This is a genomic window from Paenibacillus montaniterrae, assembly GCF_018403185.1.
GTDB lineage: Bacteria > Bacillota > Bacilli > Paenibacillales > Paenibacillaceae > Pristimantibacillus > Pristimantibacillus montaniterrae.
The window spans coordinates 162384-179083 of the sequence record NZ_BOSE01000002.1 but is presented as its reverse complement, the minus strand read 5'-3'; the positions used below and the strand labels follow the sequence as shown (position 1 = coordinate 179083).

Genomic DNA, 16700 nt, shown 5'->3' with positions numbered 1-16700 from the left:
TATAAGCAATGAAAAGTCATCAGATGACCTGTTCAATTTACCGAAATGGAGGATGTACCATGCTGAACGAATCAGTAGTACAGCAATTAAAGTCGATTGTAGGCGATGCTTATTTTCGCATCGATCAAGAAGCACTTATCGCTCATTCCTATGACGGGACGCCGATGCTGCAAGCGCTGCCTGACGGTGTCATCTACCCCGAGACTACCGAGCAAGTGAGTGAAATTATGCGCATAGCCAGCCAATATGTGATACCTGTCGTAACGAGAGGCTCCGGCTCCAACCTGTGTGGCGGCACGACGCCGGTTAGCGGCGGCATTGTAATGGTTATGCATCGCATGAACCGCATTATCGAGATCGACATGGAAAATTTGACGGCAACCGTTCAGCCAGGTGTGATTACTGGGGAATTTATTACTCATGTCGAGGAGCTGGGCTTGTTCTATCCGCCTGATCCAAGCAGCATGAAAATATCAACGATTGGCGGAAATATTGCCGAATGCTCAGGCGGCCTGCGCGGCTTGAAATACGGCACAACGAAGGACTATGTGCTGGGCTTGACCGCGGTGCTGCCAAGCGGCGAGGTGCTGAAAACGGGCGGCAAGCTGACGAAGGATGTTGCTGGCTATGATCTGACCAAGCTACTTGTTGGCTCAGAAGGCACGCTTGCTGTTGTAACAGAGGCGATTTTGAAGCTCGTACCAAAGCCGAAAACGAAAAAAACGATGGTTGCCATGTACAAGGATATTTATGGCGCAGCGCGCACCGTATCCAGCATTATTAAGCAGCAAATTATTCCGGCGACATTGGAAATATTGGATAACGCGACGATTCAGGTCGTCGACGATTTTGCTAAAATCGGCTTGCCGCGCGATATGGAAGCGATTCTGATCATAGAGCAGGATGGCGAGCCGGAGGTTGTAGAACGAGACATGGCCAGCATTTATCATATTTGTGAGCAGGAGCAGGCGGATCGAATTGAAATGGCGCAAACGCGCGAGCAGGCAGAGCAGCTGCTTACAGCACGCCGCAGCGCCTTTACCGCGCTGGCAAGACTGCGTCCGACGACGATTCTCGAGGATGCAACGGTACCGCGCTCAAAAATCGCCGATATGGTGCTGAAAACAAATGCGATCGCGAAAAAGTATAACGTGAGCATTGCCACCTTCGGCCATGCTGGCGATGGCAATCTCCATCCAACTGCAACGACCGATGCGCGCGATCAGGAGGAGGTGCATCGTGTTGAGGAGGCATTTGCAGAAATTTTCGAGGCGGCGATTGCGCTTGGCGGCACGATTACGGGAGAGCATGGCGTTGGCATCGTAAAGGCTCCATACCTGGAATGGAAGGTTGGTACGGCTGGCATTGAGATAATGAAGGGCATTAAAGCGGCGTTTGATCCGCAAAACATCCTTAACCCGAATAAAATGTTTGCCAAGGAAACGAAGAAAAGAGTGGTGATTCAGCATGGCTAGCACAATGGATAACGCAAGCAAACTGGGAAAGCCAAATATTGAGCACAAAAATCGGCTTGCCCGTACCTTGCTGGAAAAGCTTGATTATGACCAGCTGACGAATTGCATGCGCTGCGGCTTCTGCTTGCCTGCATGTCCAACCTTTAAGGAAACAGGCATGGAGCCTGCTTCGCCGCGCGGCCGCATAGCGATGATGAAGGCGGCGGTAGACGGGCTGATGGAGCCGGATCAGCAATTTCAGGATCAGATGAACCTGTGTCTTGGCTGCCGTGCCTGCGAGCCTGCTTGCCCAGCCGATGTCAAATACGGTCAATTAATCGAGCAGACGAAGGAGGCGATTGAGCAGCATGCCAGCCATAGCCTGCCGGTTAAGCTGATGCGCAAAACATTATTCAAGGCGCTGTTTCCGAAGCGGGGCAATTTAAAGCTGCTTGGTCATTCCTTGGCGCTTTACCAGAAATCGGGCATGCAAAGTTTGGCTCACAAAACAGGAGCGATGAAGCTGTTTCCGAAGCATTTGCGGGAAATGGAGGGCATTTTGCCGCCGGCAAGCGGCAAAGGAGTTGTTGAACGGCTTGGCACATTTGTACCGGCGAAAGGAGAAGCGATTGCCAGGGTTGCAATGTTCCGCGGCTGCATTATGGATGTGATGTTTGCAGATACGAATGTCAATACGGTTGAGCTACTGACTGAAGCGGGCTTTGATGTTTACATTCCGCAGGAGCAGGTGTGCTGCGGCGCCCTGCATGCGCATAGCGGCGAAATGGAGGATGCTCGCAGTCTTGCTGCCATTAATATCGATACGTTCAAATCGCTCGGTGTTGATTATATCGTTTCCAATGCGGGCGGCTGTGGCGCTTTGCTGATAGAATATGACCATTTGATGCAGGAGGATCAGCAGTATGCAGAGGCTGCGAAATGGTTTGCATCGCGCGTTATAGACATTAGCACACTGCTTGTGGAGAAAGGGCGGCTGCCGCAGTTTGCCGAGCGCTCAAGCGCTGAGCCTGTTAAGGTGACGTATCAGGACTCCTGCCATTTGCGCAATGTGATGAAGGGCTCCAGCGCACCGCGCGTGCTGATGAAGCAGGTAGCAGGTACGGAATTTATCGAAATGAAGGAAGCAGACCGCTGCTGCGGCTCTGCAGGCGTGTACAATGTCGTGCAGCCGGAGATGGCAGGCTCTATTCTGGAGCATAAAATGGAACATGCTGCACAAACCTCTGCCAGCTATATGCTGACCAGTAATCCTGGCTGCCTGCTGCAAATGAAGCTGGGAATTGACAAGCATCTTCCAAGTGAACCAATGAAAGCGATGCATATTGTTGACTTTTTGCACGAGCGAATGCTATTCTCAAAATAGCAATTGTGATTATAAATCTAAGCTAGAGTAGGTAGATTATGAGTTTATATGACAATGTACTGATCAAAATTCGCGAAATGAGAGAGAGCCTCACTCCCGTTGAACGGATGGTAGGCGACTATATTTTGGAAAACACAGAAGAGATTCCTCATCTGTCGATTAAAGAGCTTGCACAAGCAAGCAAGACAAGTGACGCTTCCGTTCTGCGTTTCTGCAAGACGCTAGGCTACAGCGGATATCGCAATTTTATCGTCAGCATTTCTGCTGCGCTTGGCTCGCGTGATGACGAAATGAAGGTGCAGTACACCGACATTAGACCAGGAGATGAGCTATCCACTATAATAGCGAACATTTCCTTGAACAATCGCAAGTCCATCGATGACACCTTAAGCGTAATTGACCGAGAGGAAATTGCCAAGGCGGTCGATATCCTTCGCGAGTGTAAGCGCATTGCCTTTTTTGGTGTCGGAGCATCCGGCTTAATCTGCATGGACGGAGAACAAAAGTTTTCGCGGATTAATAAAATTTGTCATGCTTATCGTGATGGCCATAGTCAATTAACTGCTGCTACACTGCTTGAAGAGGATGATGTGGCGATCTTTATCTCCAACTCTGGCGCTACGATTGAAATATTGGATGCGCTTGAAATTGCGAAAAAAAATAAAGCGACCTGCATTGCTATTACCAAATACCATAAAAGCGCGCTCGCCGAGCGTGCTGATATTGTACTAAGCATCTCGACCCCTGAGCTGACGATCAGAAGCGGCGCCATGGGCTCACGCATCGCGATGCTGACTGTAATCGACATTTTGTTTGCTGGAGTAGCCAGCGCAGAATACGACAGCGTGAAGAAGTATTTGACGATGACGCATAATATTGTAACAAAAAAACTCAAATATTAGAGGAAGTTCAAAAACTGGACTTTGATGACGATGCGTTTGCGTTGGAGCGTATTCGACGGCGAATCTTGAACGCTAGCGAAAATTCCGGTGCTCACGTAGGTCTATCTACGCTGCGCTCCTCATTTTCTACTAGCGTCCAAGCTTCTTGGTCCTGAAAGCCCAGTTTTTGAACCTCGATTGGAAGAGGTTGTTTAAAAAGTTCGACTTTGATGACGATGTAGCGCGTTGTAGCGTATTCGACGGCGAATATGTCACGCTACCGAAGGCTCCGGTGCTCACGTAGCAAGTGCCTACGCTGCGCTCCTCGCCTTCTAGTATCGTGCCATCTTCTTGGTCCTGAAAGCCGAACTTTTTAAACTTTTATTGGAAGATGAAGTTTAAAAAAACTGGACTTTGATGACGATGTAGCGCGTTGTAGCGTATTCGACGACGAATATGTCACACTACCGAAGGCTGCGGTGCTCATGTAGCATTCGCCGCAGCGATTCTACTCTGACAGTCTTCTTGGCCCTGCACTCAAAAAAGCTCCAGCGGAGGAGCAATGCATACCGAAAAACGGAGTGTGTCGCCTTTAACATCGTAATGCAACCTATAAATATTTCAAATAGAGCATTACGATTTAAAAAGCGACTTGAGGATGCATTGCTCCGGAGCGCTGAAAAACGGAGTGTGTCGCCTTTAACATCGTAATGCAACCTATAAATATTTCAAATAAGAGTATTACGATTTAAAAAGCGACTTGAGGATGCATTGCTCCGGAGCGGTGTAATAAAATATGACAAAGGCATTGGTCTTGTAGAAAAGACCAGTGCCTTTGTTTATTTTTGCAAAAGATTGGTTACATTTGTCAGCTTCGTTTGTCGCAGCCAAAAGCAAACGCTTACAATTTTTGTAAACGCCAACATATGCCATATATTAGAAAATGAAAACGGAACCATGAGAAAATGAGATGGATTTAATCGAATCTTGAAATAAAACCTCAGAATAATATTTTTTTATGAAATTTTATTTCGAAAAGTATTGACGTTTTCATGTGGTTGATTTACTATAGAAGTATAAGGATTGTAAGTTAACCTAACATTCCTCGTAATTATAGCGTTATATTTTATCGACATGAGGAGGATGGCTATGAATGACTACCTTGCGGGATTAACAACAGAGGCAATTAACCCAGAGACGTTCATGATCGATGAATGCACAACGGAGCAAATGGTGCAGCTAATGAATCAGCAAGATGCTCTGGTGCCCGCAGCAGTAGCCAAAGAAATTCCAAGTATTGCGAAAGCGGTAGATATTCTACATCATCGGTTATCGAATGGTGGACGAATGTTTTACATAGGAGCAGGGACTTCGGGACGTCTGGGTGTACTGGATGCTTCGGAATGTCCCCCAACCTTCGGAACGGATCCTTCGCTCGTTCAAGGCTATATCGCTGGTGGAGACTATGCGCTGCGAAATGCGGTTGAAGGCTGCGAGGATGACGGTGAAGATGGAATCTCCTTGATCCTTAATGCTGGCGTTACAGAGAAAGATGCGGTTGTGGGCATTTCGGCGAGCGGCAGCGCGCAATTTGTCATTGCTGCGCTCGAGAAGGCGAAAGAGCTGGGAGCAGCTACAATAGGGGTTTGCAATAATAAAGGCTCAAAGCTGGAGCCTGTTGTAGATGTTTGCATCGCTCCCGTTGTTGGTGCAGAGGTTATTGGTGGTTCGACAAGGCTGAAAGCCGGAACTGCGCAAAAGCTGGTGCTCAACATGCTGACGACCTGCACGATGGTGAAGCTTGGCAAAACGTACAACAATTTGATGGTTGACCTGAAGGCAAGCAACATCAAGCTGGTGGATCGCTCAATTCGTATCATCATGCAAACAACTGATGTGGATGCTACTACCGCTAAAGCAGTGCTTGAGCAAGCATCTATGAACTGTAAACTGGCGATTATGATGATTAAAACGGGGTTAGATGCGAAAGAAGCAGAGGAGGTGCTCGCTCAGCATCAGGGCAGACTCAAGCAAGCTATTCACTCGCTTGAGCAGAGCATCAATCAGAAGTGAGAAAGCTGAAAGAATTACAAAAATTGAGGAGGGTACTATCTATGAAAAAAAGATTACGTGTTTTATCTCTATTTTTGGCAGTAACGATGCTTGTTTCACTGCTTGCAGCTTGCGGCGGAAGCAATGGCAACTCCAATGCTTCCAACAATAAAACAGGGACTAACAACTCGTCTTCTACTGGCAACAACACGTCAGGCTCTGAGCCGGAAAAAGATACAATTACAGCTTTGCTGCCGCCTGTATCTGCAAATTATCAAGCGAGATTTGCTGATATGGAGAAGGAATTCAATGAGCTTTATCCGCATTTGACGTTGAAAATCGAGCCGGCGAGCTGGGAGGACATGACACAAAAGCTTGATACACAAGTGAATGCAGGATCTCCACCAGATATCGCTTATATCGGTTCCGCTTCAATTTCCAAATATGCGAACCTGGGCATGCTGCTTGATATCAGCAACGCATTGACTGATGAAATGAAGGCAGATTTTGATGAGGTTCCATATCAATACATGGCGCTTGGCGATGCGCAATACGGCTTGCCGGCATACATGGCTGTCCATTCCATTGGCGGCAACAAGCAATTCCTTGAAGAAGCAGGCATTGACTGGAAAAACGTACAACAAAACGGCTGGACCTACGAGGAGTTCCGCGAAGCGATTAAAGCTGGTGTTGTAAAAGATGCTAACGGCAACACTACGCGTTACGGCTTTGTATTCGCAACAGCAGGTGTTACATCGAAAGACTATTTGAGCATTATGGCGAAATCCGCTGGTCTTCCAGACTACTTCGACAAAGATTTGAAATTTACGTACACAAGCAAAAACTTCCTTGGCCTGCTAGAAGCGATTCGTCAAATGATCGACGATGGTTCCATGCCGAAAGAGCTTAGCTCGATTGATGCCGGCAAACGCTGGAATATGTTCTTGACTGGTCAAACGATGATTACTGGTAAAGGTCTTGCAAGCTTTGAAAACTCTGCTCGCTTGAACAACGAAAAAATTAAAGCGAATGACGGCTCTGCAGTAGCAGATTCGATTGAAGCTGAATATATCGCGCTTCCAGTACCGTCCTTTAACGGTGCAGACTATGTGCCAACTACAGTTGTTGACGGATATGTAACGTTCCGCGGCAAAAAAGAGCCGACTGAAGAGCATACGAAAAACGTAGCGCTTGCGACCTACTATCTGGCTTCTGGTAAAGTAGCCGCTAATGCCAACAACGAGCTGTTCCTTGCGCCTATTACGAAATCTGCACGCACTGCTGAGCTGGTTGAAGTTTATGAGCGCAATGAAGACAACGTGAAGGCTGACGAAATTATGATGTCTCATGCACTGCCAAACCGCACAGATATTCCAACTGAGCTTGCTGCTGAAGCGATTAAAATCGAAACAGAAGTTATTATCCCTAAGCTTCAAGCGCTATTGGCTGGAGAAATTACACCTCAAGATATGTATGATGCGGTGAAAGCTGCAGCAGTCAAATCATTCGGTGAAGATGGAGTCGTTGTAGACTAAGCTCTTTTGCTACCCATGCTAAAGGGCAGTCACTAAACGAATAAACAGCGAGGGAGCAAAGCGATTCCGAAGCTTGCAAAGCGGCTGGAGGAAGTCTTTGCTCCCAAGCGCTGGATGACCGCAAAATTGTTCAGCATATAACGATGAAGGATAACGTATGGATTGTTCCAAGAAGAGAGGTGCCGCCCAATGAATCAAACACTAGCAACGAAACGAAGAATAAAAATCAAAGGTGATTCAGCTTGGGGATATGCCTTTATTGCAATAGCACTAGTAGTGTTTAGTCTATTTACTGCATATCCAGTGATCAGTGCCTTTATTATCAGCTTGCAGGAATATCGACCACTAGGTTCCACCTACGTTGGGCTAGAAAACTTTAAAGACTCTTTTGCTTCAGAATTGTTTTGGAAGGCTGTGAAAAACACAGCTGTTTATACAATTTTAACTGTGCCAGTCAATATTTTTCTTGCTTTTATTGTATCTATCTTGATTTTGCCGTTCAAAAAGAGAACGCAAACGGTATTTAAAGCCATCTACTATTTGCCAGCTGTTGCCTCAGGCGTCGCGCTTGCGGTTGTATGGCTGTGGATTTTCGATCCGCTTAAATCAGGGATTGCCAATCAACTGATCAGCATGCTTGGCATCGGTAATCAAAACTGGCTTGGCTCCAGTTCAACGGCGATGTTCTCACTCGTACTTATGTCATGGCTGTCCAGTCACGGTACAGCGATCATCATTTACTTAGCTGCTTTGCTTGGAATTGATAAAAGCTATTATGAGGCTGCTGATATTGACGGGGCAAACTTTTTTCAAAAACTATGGTTCATCGTCATTCCATTCCTTAAGCCAACAACGCTGTTCCTGCTTGTCACTGGGGTAATCGGTTCCTTCCAGGTATTCCAAAATGCGTACTTGATGACAGGTGGAGGACCAGACCATGCGACAACGATGGTAGGGCTGTTAATCTTTAACAACGCGTTCACATATTTCGAATTTGGTCAGGCGGCAGCACAATCTCTTGTTCTTGCCTTCATTATTGCGATCATTTCATTCATTCAATTCAAGTTCTTTGGCAACGACGTAGAATACTAGGAAAAGGAGCGGAGAATATGGCTTTGTTTAATAACAACTTTAGAAGCAAATGGTCGCTGTACACTCGTAACGGTCTTATTATTACGTTCCTGATTCTGTTCGCGTTGGCTACCATTTTCCCGATTTACTTTATGGTTATTTCTTCGTTTGGTGATCCGGTCGAGGCTGGTGCAATGAGCTATTCGATTTTCCCGACGAAAATATCCTTTGAATCTTATAAATTCTTTTTCGATTTTAGCCCTCATTCCTATGATTGGCTGCTTAACTCGCTAATTGTCGCAACGGTCACGATGGTGTCCAACGTGTTTTTTGCAACATTGGCAGGCTACGCTTTCGCCAAAATTGATTTCAAGGGCAGAAATGTGCTATTTGCGCTTTTGCTAGGATCAATGATGATTCCATATCAAGTGACACAGGTTCCATTGTATATTTTGATCGTTAACATTTTCGATCTGCAAAATACGTATACCGCTCTAATTGCACCAAGCCTGGTCACCGTGTACAACATCTTCCTGGTTAAGCAGTTTATGTCCTCGATTCCAAAAGAAATTTTGGAGGCGGCTAAAATCGAAGGCTGCTCTCAGCCTAAGCTATTTGGCTACATTATTCTGCCGCTGTCGAAAACGGTCATGGCGGTCATGGCGATTTTAACCTTTATGGAAAGCTGGAATACATTTTTCTGGCCGTTCCTTGTCACGAACACAATGGATATGCAAACGATTCAAGTCGGCTTGAAAAACTTCCGCTTTGCCAACACGACCTACTTCGCGCCTATGATGGCGGGAGCAACGATTTCCGCTGTGCCGATGTTCATTCTGTTCTTCAGCCTGCAGAAATACTTCCTTGAGGGGGTAACGGTAGGAGCGGTGAAGGGCTAATGAAGCAGCAAGCAAAAAACGGTGCTTATTATGTAGGGCTAATGTCGGGAACTTCAGTTGATGGTATTGATGCTGCACTAATTAAAATTACAGACCAGCATCCAGGCGAGGCAAAGGGTCTGCACGCTGCCAAGCCGCAAATTGAGCTGCTCGCATTTGCCAATACGCCATTCCCTGAGCATGTACGGGCGCAAATATTTGAGCTGTTTGATCCGCAGCAGGCAACAATCGATAAAGTAGGAGCAATGAATGTGTGGCTTGGCGAATTATATAGCCAAGCCACACATTCCATTATGAAGCAAGCTGGCTTGTCCAGCGAGCAAATTGCTGCTGTCGGATCACATGGCCAAACGATCTATCACGCGCCAGAGCCGAACTGGATAGATGGCTTTAACCTGCATTATACGGTTCAGATCGGAGAAGGCGCGGTCATCGCCAATCGAACGGGCATTCCGTGCGTATCCGATTTTCGGGTTGCTGATATGGCGGCTGGCGGTCAAGGAGCGCCGCTCGTTCCGTTTACAGAATATTTGCTGTTTGCCGAGCAAAATGAAACGCTGTTGCTGCAAAATATCGGCGGCATTGGCAATGTAACCGTGCTGCCGGCAGGCGGAAATCTTGGCGAAGTATTCGCCTTTGATACAGGGCCGGGCAATATGATTATCGACGCGCTTGCTGCCGAGCTGTTTCCACCGTTAACGATGGATGCGGGAGGCAGGCTGGCAGCCTCGGGAGCGATTATTCCTGAACTGCTCAGTTGGATGCAGCTGGACGACTACTATGCGATGCCGCTGCCTAAATCAACCGGACGGGAACGCTTTGGCAAGCAGTACACAGCTCGCATAGTCGAGATGATGGACCAGCACAAGTGGCAGAAGCATGATGTACTTGCTACGGCGACCTATGCGACGGCATGGTCGATTGCCGATAGCTATGAGCGCTTCGTTTTGCCGCGCTATAAGGCGCAGCGCATGCTGATTGGCGGCGGAGGAAGCTACAATGAAACGCTGGTTAAGCATATAACCGAGCTGCTTGCACCGCACGGGATTGAGACGCTGACGCAGGAGGATATCGGCGGCAGCAGCGATGCAAAGGAAGCGGTTGCATTTGCGCTGCTCGCTTATTATACGATGCAGCGGCTTCCCAACAATATGCCTAGTGTAACAGGAGCCAGCAAACCAGTCGTAATGGGGAAAATTAGCTGGCCATCCCCTTATTAGACCGCTTAAATCCACGATTAGGAGGCGACGAGCATGGAAGTAAGACCATTTATAGCGTCAGATACGAAGCAAGCTGCGGCGCTATGGAATGAGCAAGCGACCAAGTTTCATTACAAGCCGCTAACAGAAGAGGAATTTTACTCGACCTTTATCGATCAGCGCTATTATGATGCTGCCTGCACCTTTGTTGCGGTAGAGGAAGATCGGGTGGTAGGCTTTGCGGCAGGCTGCACAGGTGATGATTTGCCGCTCGGCGAGCTTGCTGGCTACATTACAACCGTAATCATGAACGAGAATGCTTCAGCCGAGCAGATGGACGCCATGATTGAGCGGCTGGAAGCGAGATTTGCCGAGCTGGGCAAAGTGCAAGCTGAGGTGTTGTTTTTCAATCCGGTCAAATTAATTTGGACGATGCCAAGCGCGCCTGGACATGAGCATAACAACGCACCGGGCATTGATCGGGCGATGCCGCTTTATGAGCGGCTGCTTGCCAGAGGCTACGCGGATCGCGCAACACAGTGCGGCATGCATTTGCAGCTGGGAAGCTTTGAAATTCCGGAATCGATTCTAGGCAAGGAAGAGCAGGCCAAGCAAAAAGGCTACAGCGTTGTTCGCTATAATGCCGCGCAGCATGCTGGACTTGCGGAAATGCTGGAGGGACTGCAAAATCCGCAGTGGATAACAGATGTCGCTCGCTATGCAGAGCAAGGAGTTCCCTTGCCTGTTGCTGTTTATGAGGGGGCATGTGTCGGCTTTGCAGGTCCGATTATTAGGCAGGAGAACGGACGCGCGTTTTTCTGCGGCGTGGGCGTACACCCGGCCCATGAGGGGCACGGGTTGGGCAGCGTATTATTTTTCCGCATGGTTGAGGCGTTTCAGGAAGCAAATTGCGACTATATTACGCTTTTTACAGGAGAAAACAATCCAGCACTTCGCATTTATGAAAAGGCTGGCTTCAAAACGGAGAAACAATTTGCAATATTGCGAAAGGAGCTAGAGACAAATGTCTAACGAGAAACTAACAATTCTAGCAGTCGGAGCTCATGTAGGAGATGTTGAGCTCGCTTCAGGAGGCGTGCTTGCCAGCCACAGCTTGAAGGGAGATAAAATCGTCACCTTGGCGCTTACTGCAGGCGAGCGAGGTGTTCCGGCCGGACAGGATATGGCGGAGTACCGCAAGCAAAAGGTTGCGGAGGCTAATGTGTTTGCCGAAATGCTTGGCGGTGAAGCGATTGTCTTCGACTACCAGGACGGAGAAATTCCCGACAATGAGCAGGTTCGCTTCGAGGTTTGCGATGTCATCCGCCGCGTTAAGCCGAACATTATTATTACACACTGGAAAAACAGCATGCACAAGGATCATGCGCTTACGCATCATATCGTTAACGATGCGCGCTACTATGCCTCGCTGCCAACCTTTGAGCGCGAGCTGCCCAACCATTTTGCGGCAAGATTGTACTATTCGGAAAACTGGGAGGATGCGGTTGAATTTGTTCCGTATGTTTATGTAGATTTTGATCAGGCTGCCTTTGATTTATGGATTGAAGCGCTTGGCAAGCACTGGTTCGTAACAAACAGCAAATCGTTCAAATATATGGATTACTACAAGGCGCTTGCCGTCGTGCGCGGCTGCGAGGCTAGAAAGAGCTATGCCGAAGCATTTATGGTCGCTCCTGAAACGATGAAGCTGCGTCAATCGTCGCTGTGGTAAATGCTTGAAACATTGACTTATGGACCATTCCATCATCCAGGAGGGCAAGGACAATGGTGCTAAACGGCATTGATTCGATACTGAAATACAAGCATATTCTGCAAAACAAGCGAGTAGGCTTAATTACTGCGCCAACCGGTCTTGCTCGCGACTTCCAATCGACGATTTCAATCTTGCATGAGCATTTTCATTTGGCGGCAATGTTTTCGCCTGAGCATGGCGTGCGGGGAGATCTTGATGCAGGGGCGATCGTTGATACGTATACAGATCCGCAAACAGGCGTGCCGGTTTACAGCCTGTATCGCAAGGATTCGAAGCGATTAACGCCGCAAATGCTGGAGCAGGTTGATATTATCGTATATGACATTCAAGATGTAGGCGTGCGGTATTATACATTCATTTATACGATGCTGTATGCGCTTGAGGATTGCGCCAAGGCGAGGATTCCGTTTGTCGTATTGGACCGCGTCAATCCGCTTGACGGTACAACTGTTGAAGGAAATATATTGAAGCCGGGCTATCAATCCTTTGTCGGCAATTATGAGCTGGCGGTGAGATACGGCTTGACCGCGGGCGAGATCGCAACGATGGCCAATGATCAGCAGCAGTGGAATGCCGAGCTCCATGTGGTGCGGCTAGAAGGCTGGCAGCGCAAGATGCATTTTCCTGATACCGGCTTGATCTGGGTGCATCCGTCGCTTGGCATGCCGCGCTACGAAACAGCATTGCTGTACACGGGCACCTGCTTGTTTGAAGGGACCAATTGCTCGGAGGGCCGCGGTACGACCTTTCCATTTGAAATGATCGGCGCGCCTTACATCAATGCCGAGCAGCTCGCGCAGGTGATGAACGCCAAGCAGCTTGACGGCGTGCGTTTCCGACCTGTTCATTTTAAGCCAAGCGCCTCGAAGCATGCAGGCGAGCTATGCGGCGGTGTTCAGCTTTATGTGCTTGATGCGCAGCGGATTAAGCCGCTGGAGATCGGCGTGCAGCTGTTGTTTGCAATTCGCGATATGTATGAGCAATTTGCATTTCTGCCGCCGATTAAGGAAGGCTCGCGGCCATTTATCGATTTGCTTGCAGGGGATAGTATATACCGTGAGCCGCAGGTGGAAGCGGGCAAGCTACTCGAGCAGTTTGCAGAGGAAAGCGAAAAGTTTGCTGGCATAAAGCAGCAGTATCATTTATATACGTAAGGCGGTGAATGGGACAAGTGAAAACAGTTGAACAAATGAGCTTGCGGCAAAAAATCGGACAGATGATCGTTACAGGCTTTCCAACGCTGGAGCTGTCGCAGGAAATGAAGGAATTGATAGAGCATTACAGCATCGGCAACTGTATTTTGTTTTCGCATAATATCGCCGATAAGCATCAGCTTGGCGCGCTCGTTGCCGAGCTGCAGCAGCAGTTTGTTGCTCATACCGGAGTTGCCGGCTTTATAACGATCGATCAGGAGGGCGGCCGTGTCACACGGATGCCTAAGGATGCTACCAATATTCCTGGTGCTATGGCGATTGCTTCAACAGGAAGAGCGGAAAATGCCTATGCTGCTGGCAGAATAACAGCAAGAGAGCTTAAGGCGCTCGGCATAAACTTCAATCTTGCGCCTGTGATGGATATTAACAACAATCCGCTCAACCCGGTCATCAATGTTCGCTCCTACGGCGATACCGCTGAAACGGTGGCGGAATACGGCATTGCGATGATGCGCGGTTTGCTTGATGGCGGCGTGCTTTCCTCGCTGAAGCATTTTCCTGGCCATGGCGATACGAGCGTTGATTCCCATATCGGCTTGCCTACGATCAATAAGACGCTGGAGGAGCTTGAGCAGCTGGAGCTGCTTCCGTTCAAGGCGGCAATTGAGCAAGGGGCGCAGGCAATTATGAGCGCTCATATTTTATTTCCTCAGATAGAGATGTTAAACGTACCAGCTACGATGTCGCGGACGATCATTACCGAGCTGTTAAAAAATCGTTTGCAGTATAAAGGGTTAGTAATTTCGGATTGTTTGGAAATGGATGCGATCAAACGCTTTTACGGCACAGCTAAAGGTGCAGTGGGCGCGATTAAAGCAGGCGTCGATCTCATCTTTATTAGTCATACGCCTTCGTTGGTAATCGAAGCGGTGCGCGAAATAGAAGCGGCCGTTGCAGCTGGAGAGCTGGAGGAAGCAATCATTGACGAGGCGGTGCGCAAAATATTGGCTTATAAAGCTGAGTACGCCAAAGTCGAGCCGCCACGCTTTGAGCTTGTTGGCTCGACTGCCCATCGCGCTGCAAATGCGCTGATGAGAAGCGAGACCATTTGTCTCGTGCAAGGGGAGCTGACTCCAATTGCTGAGCAGGATAGCACTGTGCACATTATCGGAACCTATGCCTATCGCTCCGACATGGCCTCCAGCAGCGTCAACGATGAGCTAAGCTTTGCGCAATATATCGGGCAAAGGCTCGGGGTAAAGCATCAGGCGGTTGCGATTGATCCGGATCAAGCACAGATTGAGGCTTGCATTGCAAACGTAGCGGCCGGCGAACACGTCGTGCTTGGCTTGTTCAACGCGAGAGAAAACAAAGGCCAGCTCGCACTTGCCAAGCAGCTGATCGACAAAGGCATACAGACAACACTTGTCGCACTAGGCAGACCGTATGACCTGGCCTTAATCGAAGGTGCACACGGCAGCCTCGCCTTGTTAGAGTATTCCGCAGAGGCGTTTGATTCACTGTTGCCGGTGTTAAAAGGTATGCATCAAACAACAGCCAAACTCCCAATTAAGAGGATGTTCTAAAGCTCGACTTTGATGACGATGTAATTGCGTTGTAGCATAGTCGACGTCGAATATAGCATTCATCGGGAGCCTGCGGTGCTCACGTACCAAAACCGTACGCTGCGCTCCTCATTCCCTAGCTTCATGCTATCTTCTTGGTCCTGAAAGCCGAATTTTTAAACTTTTTTTGAAAGAGAATGTTCTAAAGCACGACTTTGATGACGATGTAGCGCGTTGTAGCGTATTCGACGGCGAATATGTCACGCTACCGAAAAGATTATGCTTCCGAAGTATGTTTCCTGCGGAAACAATTGAGGTGCTCACGTAGCTTTTGCCTCACTGAGCTCCTCGTTTTCTACTAGCGTCCAAGCTTCTTGGTCCTGCTCAAAATAACTACAGCGAAGGAGCAAAGCATCCGAAAAACGAAGTGAGTCGCCTTTAACATCGTAATGCAACCTATGAAAATTAAATAAAGGCATTGCGATTTAAAAAGCGACTGTAGGATGCTTAGCTCCGGAGCGCTGAAATGACGTTAAAATCTCGACTTTGATACACTAAGCTCGCTTCGTAGCGTACACTCAAAACAAAAAACTACAGCGAAGGAGCAAAGCATCCGAAAACGAAGTGAGTCGCCTTTAACATCGTAATGCAACCTATAAAAATTAAATAAAGGAGCATTACGATTTAAAAAGCGACTGTAGGATGCTTAGCTCCGGAGCACTGCAACATTAACGAGTCAGGAGGGAGCCATTATGGGCTACATTGTTGGCATTGACGGCGGTGGTACGAAGACAGCAGTCACGATTGCAAATGAGCATATTGAGATTATCCATCGCTTTACCGCCGGGGCGATCAATGTGAACGGCGGCGACAAGCTGGCTATAGCGGAGTCCTTTAGACAAATGTTTGCCGAAATCGAAACGGTTTGCGGCTCGCCTAACGCTGTTGCCCATATCTGTATTGGTGCAGCAGGCATTAGCAATCCTGAGGTTTCCGCTTTTTTGCAGCAGCAGGTGAGAGATAACGGCTATCCTGGAAAGCTGACTATTACGGGCGATCAGGAGACAGCGCTCTACGGGGCTCAGCAAGCGCTGGAGGGCATTATTGTTATCGCGGGAACAGGCTCGATCTGCTTTGGCGTTAACAAGCAAGGCCAACAGCATCGTACGGGCGGCTTTGGTCATTTGATCGATGATGAAGGCAGCGGCTACAGTATTGGCCGCGACTTGCTCTCTGCATTAGTGCAGGCTGAGGATGGCCGCTTAAGCGGCAGTATTATACCAGGTCTCGTATATGAACAGCTGCAGTTGCGCACTGTTCAGGAAGTGATTGGCTATGTTTACAATAAACAAACAACAAAGAAGGATATCGCCAAGCTTGCTCCAATTTTGACCTTTGCTTGCGAGCATGGCGACCAGCAGGCACTGGAAATTGCCAAGCGCAGCGGCGAACAGCTGTTTAAGCTGCTTGTGCCAGTAATGGAGCGACTTGACATGAAGGACGGTGCGATTGCAATTGCTGGCAGCGTGCTGCAAAAATCACCATACGTCAAGCAAGCGTTGGAGCGGCAGCTGCATGCGCATTATCCTAAGGCAGAGCTAAAGCTGCCGCTAGCGGATGCAGCCTATGGCGCTGTTTTGCTTGCTGCTTCCAAGCTGAGCGAAGCAGGAGAGCTGTAAGGAAGGTGTAATGTACAATTCTAATGAAGCGGTGTATCGTTATTTCGACCACA

At 48.3% G+C, this 16700-nt stretch carries 13 protein-coding genes; all 13 read left to right on the top strand.

The window, feature by feature from the left end; translation table 11 throughout:
• Positions 1-59: 59 nt before the first annotated feature.
• The 13 genes from KJS52_RS06630 to KJS52_RS06570 all read left to right on the top strand — a co-directional run bounded on the left by KJS52_RS06630 (position 60) and on the right by KJS52_RS06570 (position 16647).
• Complete coding sequence (locus KJS52_RS06630) at positions 60-1475, top strand: FAD-binding oxidoreductase (RefSeq protein ID WP_213513972.1); 1416 nt, start codon at positions 60-62, stop codon at positions 1473-1475.
• 4 nt (positions 1476-1479) lie between these two features.
• Complete coding sequence (locus tag KJS52_RS06625) at positions 1480-2838, top strand: (Fe-S)-binding protein (protein WP_213513971.1); 1359 nt, start codon at positions 1480-1482, stop codon at positions 2836-2838.
• A 38-nt stretch (positions 2839-2876) separates the two neighbouring features.
• Positions 2877-3740 (top strand): MurR/RpiR family transcriptional regulator, encoded by an 864-nt coding sequence (locus KJS52_RS06620; protein WP_213513970.1) that lies wholly within the window; start codon positions 2877-2879, stop codon positions 3738-3740.
• A gap of 1128 nt (positions 3741-4868) precedes the next feature.
• On the top strand, positions 4869-5792 hold the full coding sequence (murQ, locus tag KJS52_RS06615; protein WP_213513969.1) for an N-acetylmuramic acid 6-phosphate etherase: 924 nt from the start codon (positions 4869-4871) through the stop codon (positions 5790-5792).
• Positions 5793-5833: 41 nt separating this feature from the next.
• The gene (locus KJS52_RS06610; RefSeq protein WP_213513968.1) at positions 5834-7306 is read left to right on the top strand and encodes an ABC transporter substrate-binding protein; all 1473 of its coding nucleotides are present in this window, start codon (positions 5834-5836) and stop codon (positions 7304-7306) included.
• A 189-nt stretch (positions 7307-7495) separates the two neighbouring features.
• Positions 7496-8398, top strand: a complete 903-nt coding sequence (locus tag KJS52_RS06605) for a carbohydrate ABC transporter permease (protein ID WP_213513967.1) — start codon at positions 7496-7498, stop codon at positions 8396-8398.
• A 17-nt stretch (positions 8399-8415) separates the two neighbouring features.
• Positions 8416-9276, top strand: a complete 861-nt coding sequence (locus tag KJS52_RS06600; RefSeq protein WP_213513966.1) for a carbohydrate ABC transporter permease — start codon at positions 8416-8418, stop codon at positions 9274-9276.
• A complete protein-coding gene (locus KJS52_RS06595) occupies positions 9276-10496 on the top strand; it encodes an anhydro-N-acetylmuramic acid kinase (protein ID WP_213513965.1) in 1221 nt (406 codons plus the stop codon). The genes KJS52_RS06600 and KJS52_RS06595 overlap by 1 nt, the downstream gene beginning before the upstream one ends.
• A gap of 33 nt (positions 10497-10529) precedes the next feature.
• Complete coding sequence (locus tag KJS52_RS06590; RefSeq protein WP_213513964.1) at positions 10530-11507, top strand: GNAT family N-acetyltransferase; 978 nt, start codon at positions 10530-10532, stop codon at positions 11505-11507.
• Entirely contained in the window at positions 11500-12207 is a 708-nt protein-coding gene (locus KJS52_RS06585; protein WP_213513963.1) for a PIG-L deacetylase family protein, read from the top strand. Before KJS52_RS06590 ends, KJS52_RS06585 begins: the two co-directional genes overlap by 8 nt.
• A 53-nt stretch (positions 12208-12260) precedes the next feature.
• Entirely contained in the window at positions 12261-13403 is a 1143-nt protein-coding gene (locus tag KJS52_RS06580; protein ID WP_213513962.1) for an exo-beta-N-acetylmuramidase NamZ family protein, read from the top strand.
• Between the two features lie 8 nt (positions 13404-13411).
• Positions 13412-14989, top strand: a complete 1578-nt coding sequence (gene nagZ / locus KJS52_RS06575) for a beta-N-acetylhexosaminidase (RefSeq protein ID WP_213513961.1) — start codon at positions 13412-13414, stop codon at positions 14987-14989.
• Between the two features lie 731 nt (positions 14990-15720).
• Positions 15721-16647: an N-acetylglucosamine kinase gene (locus KJS52_RS06570; RefSeq protein ID WP_213513960.1), complete on the top strand. Its 927-nt coding sequence runs from the start codon at positions 15721-15723 to the stop codon at positions 16645-16647.
• Positions 16648-16700: the final 53 nt, after the last annotated feature.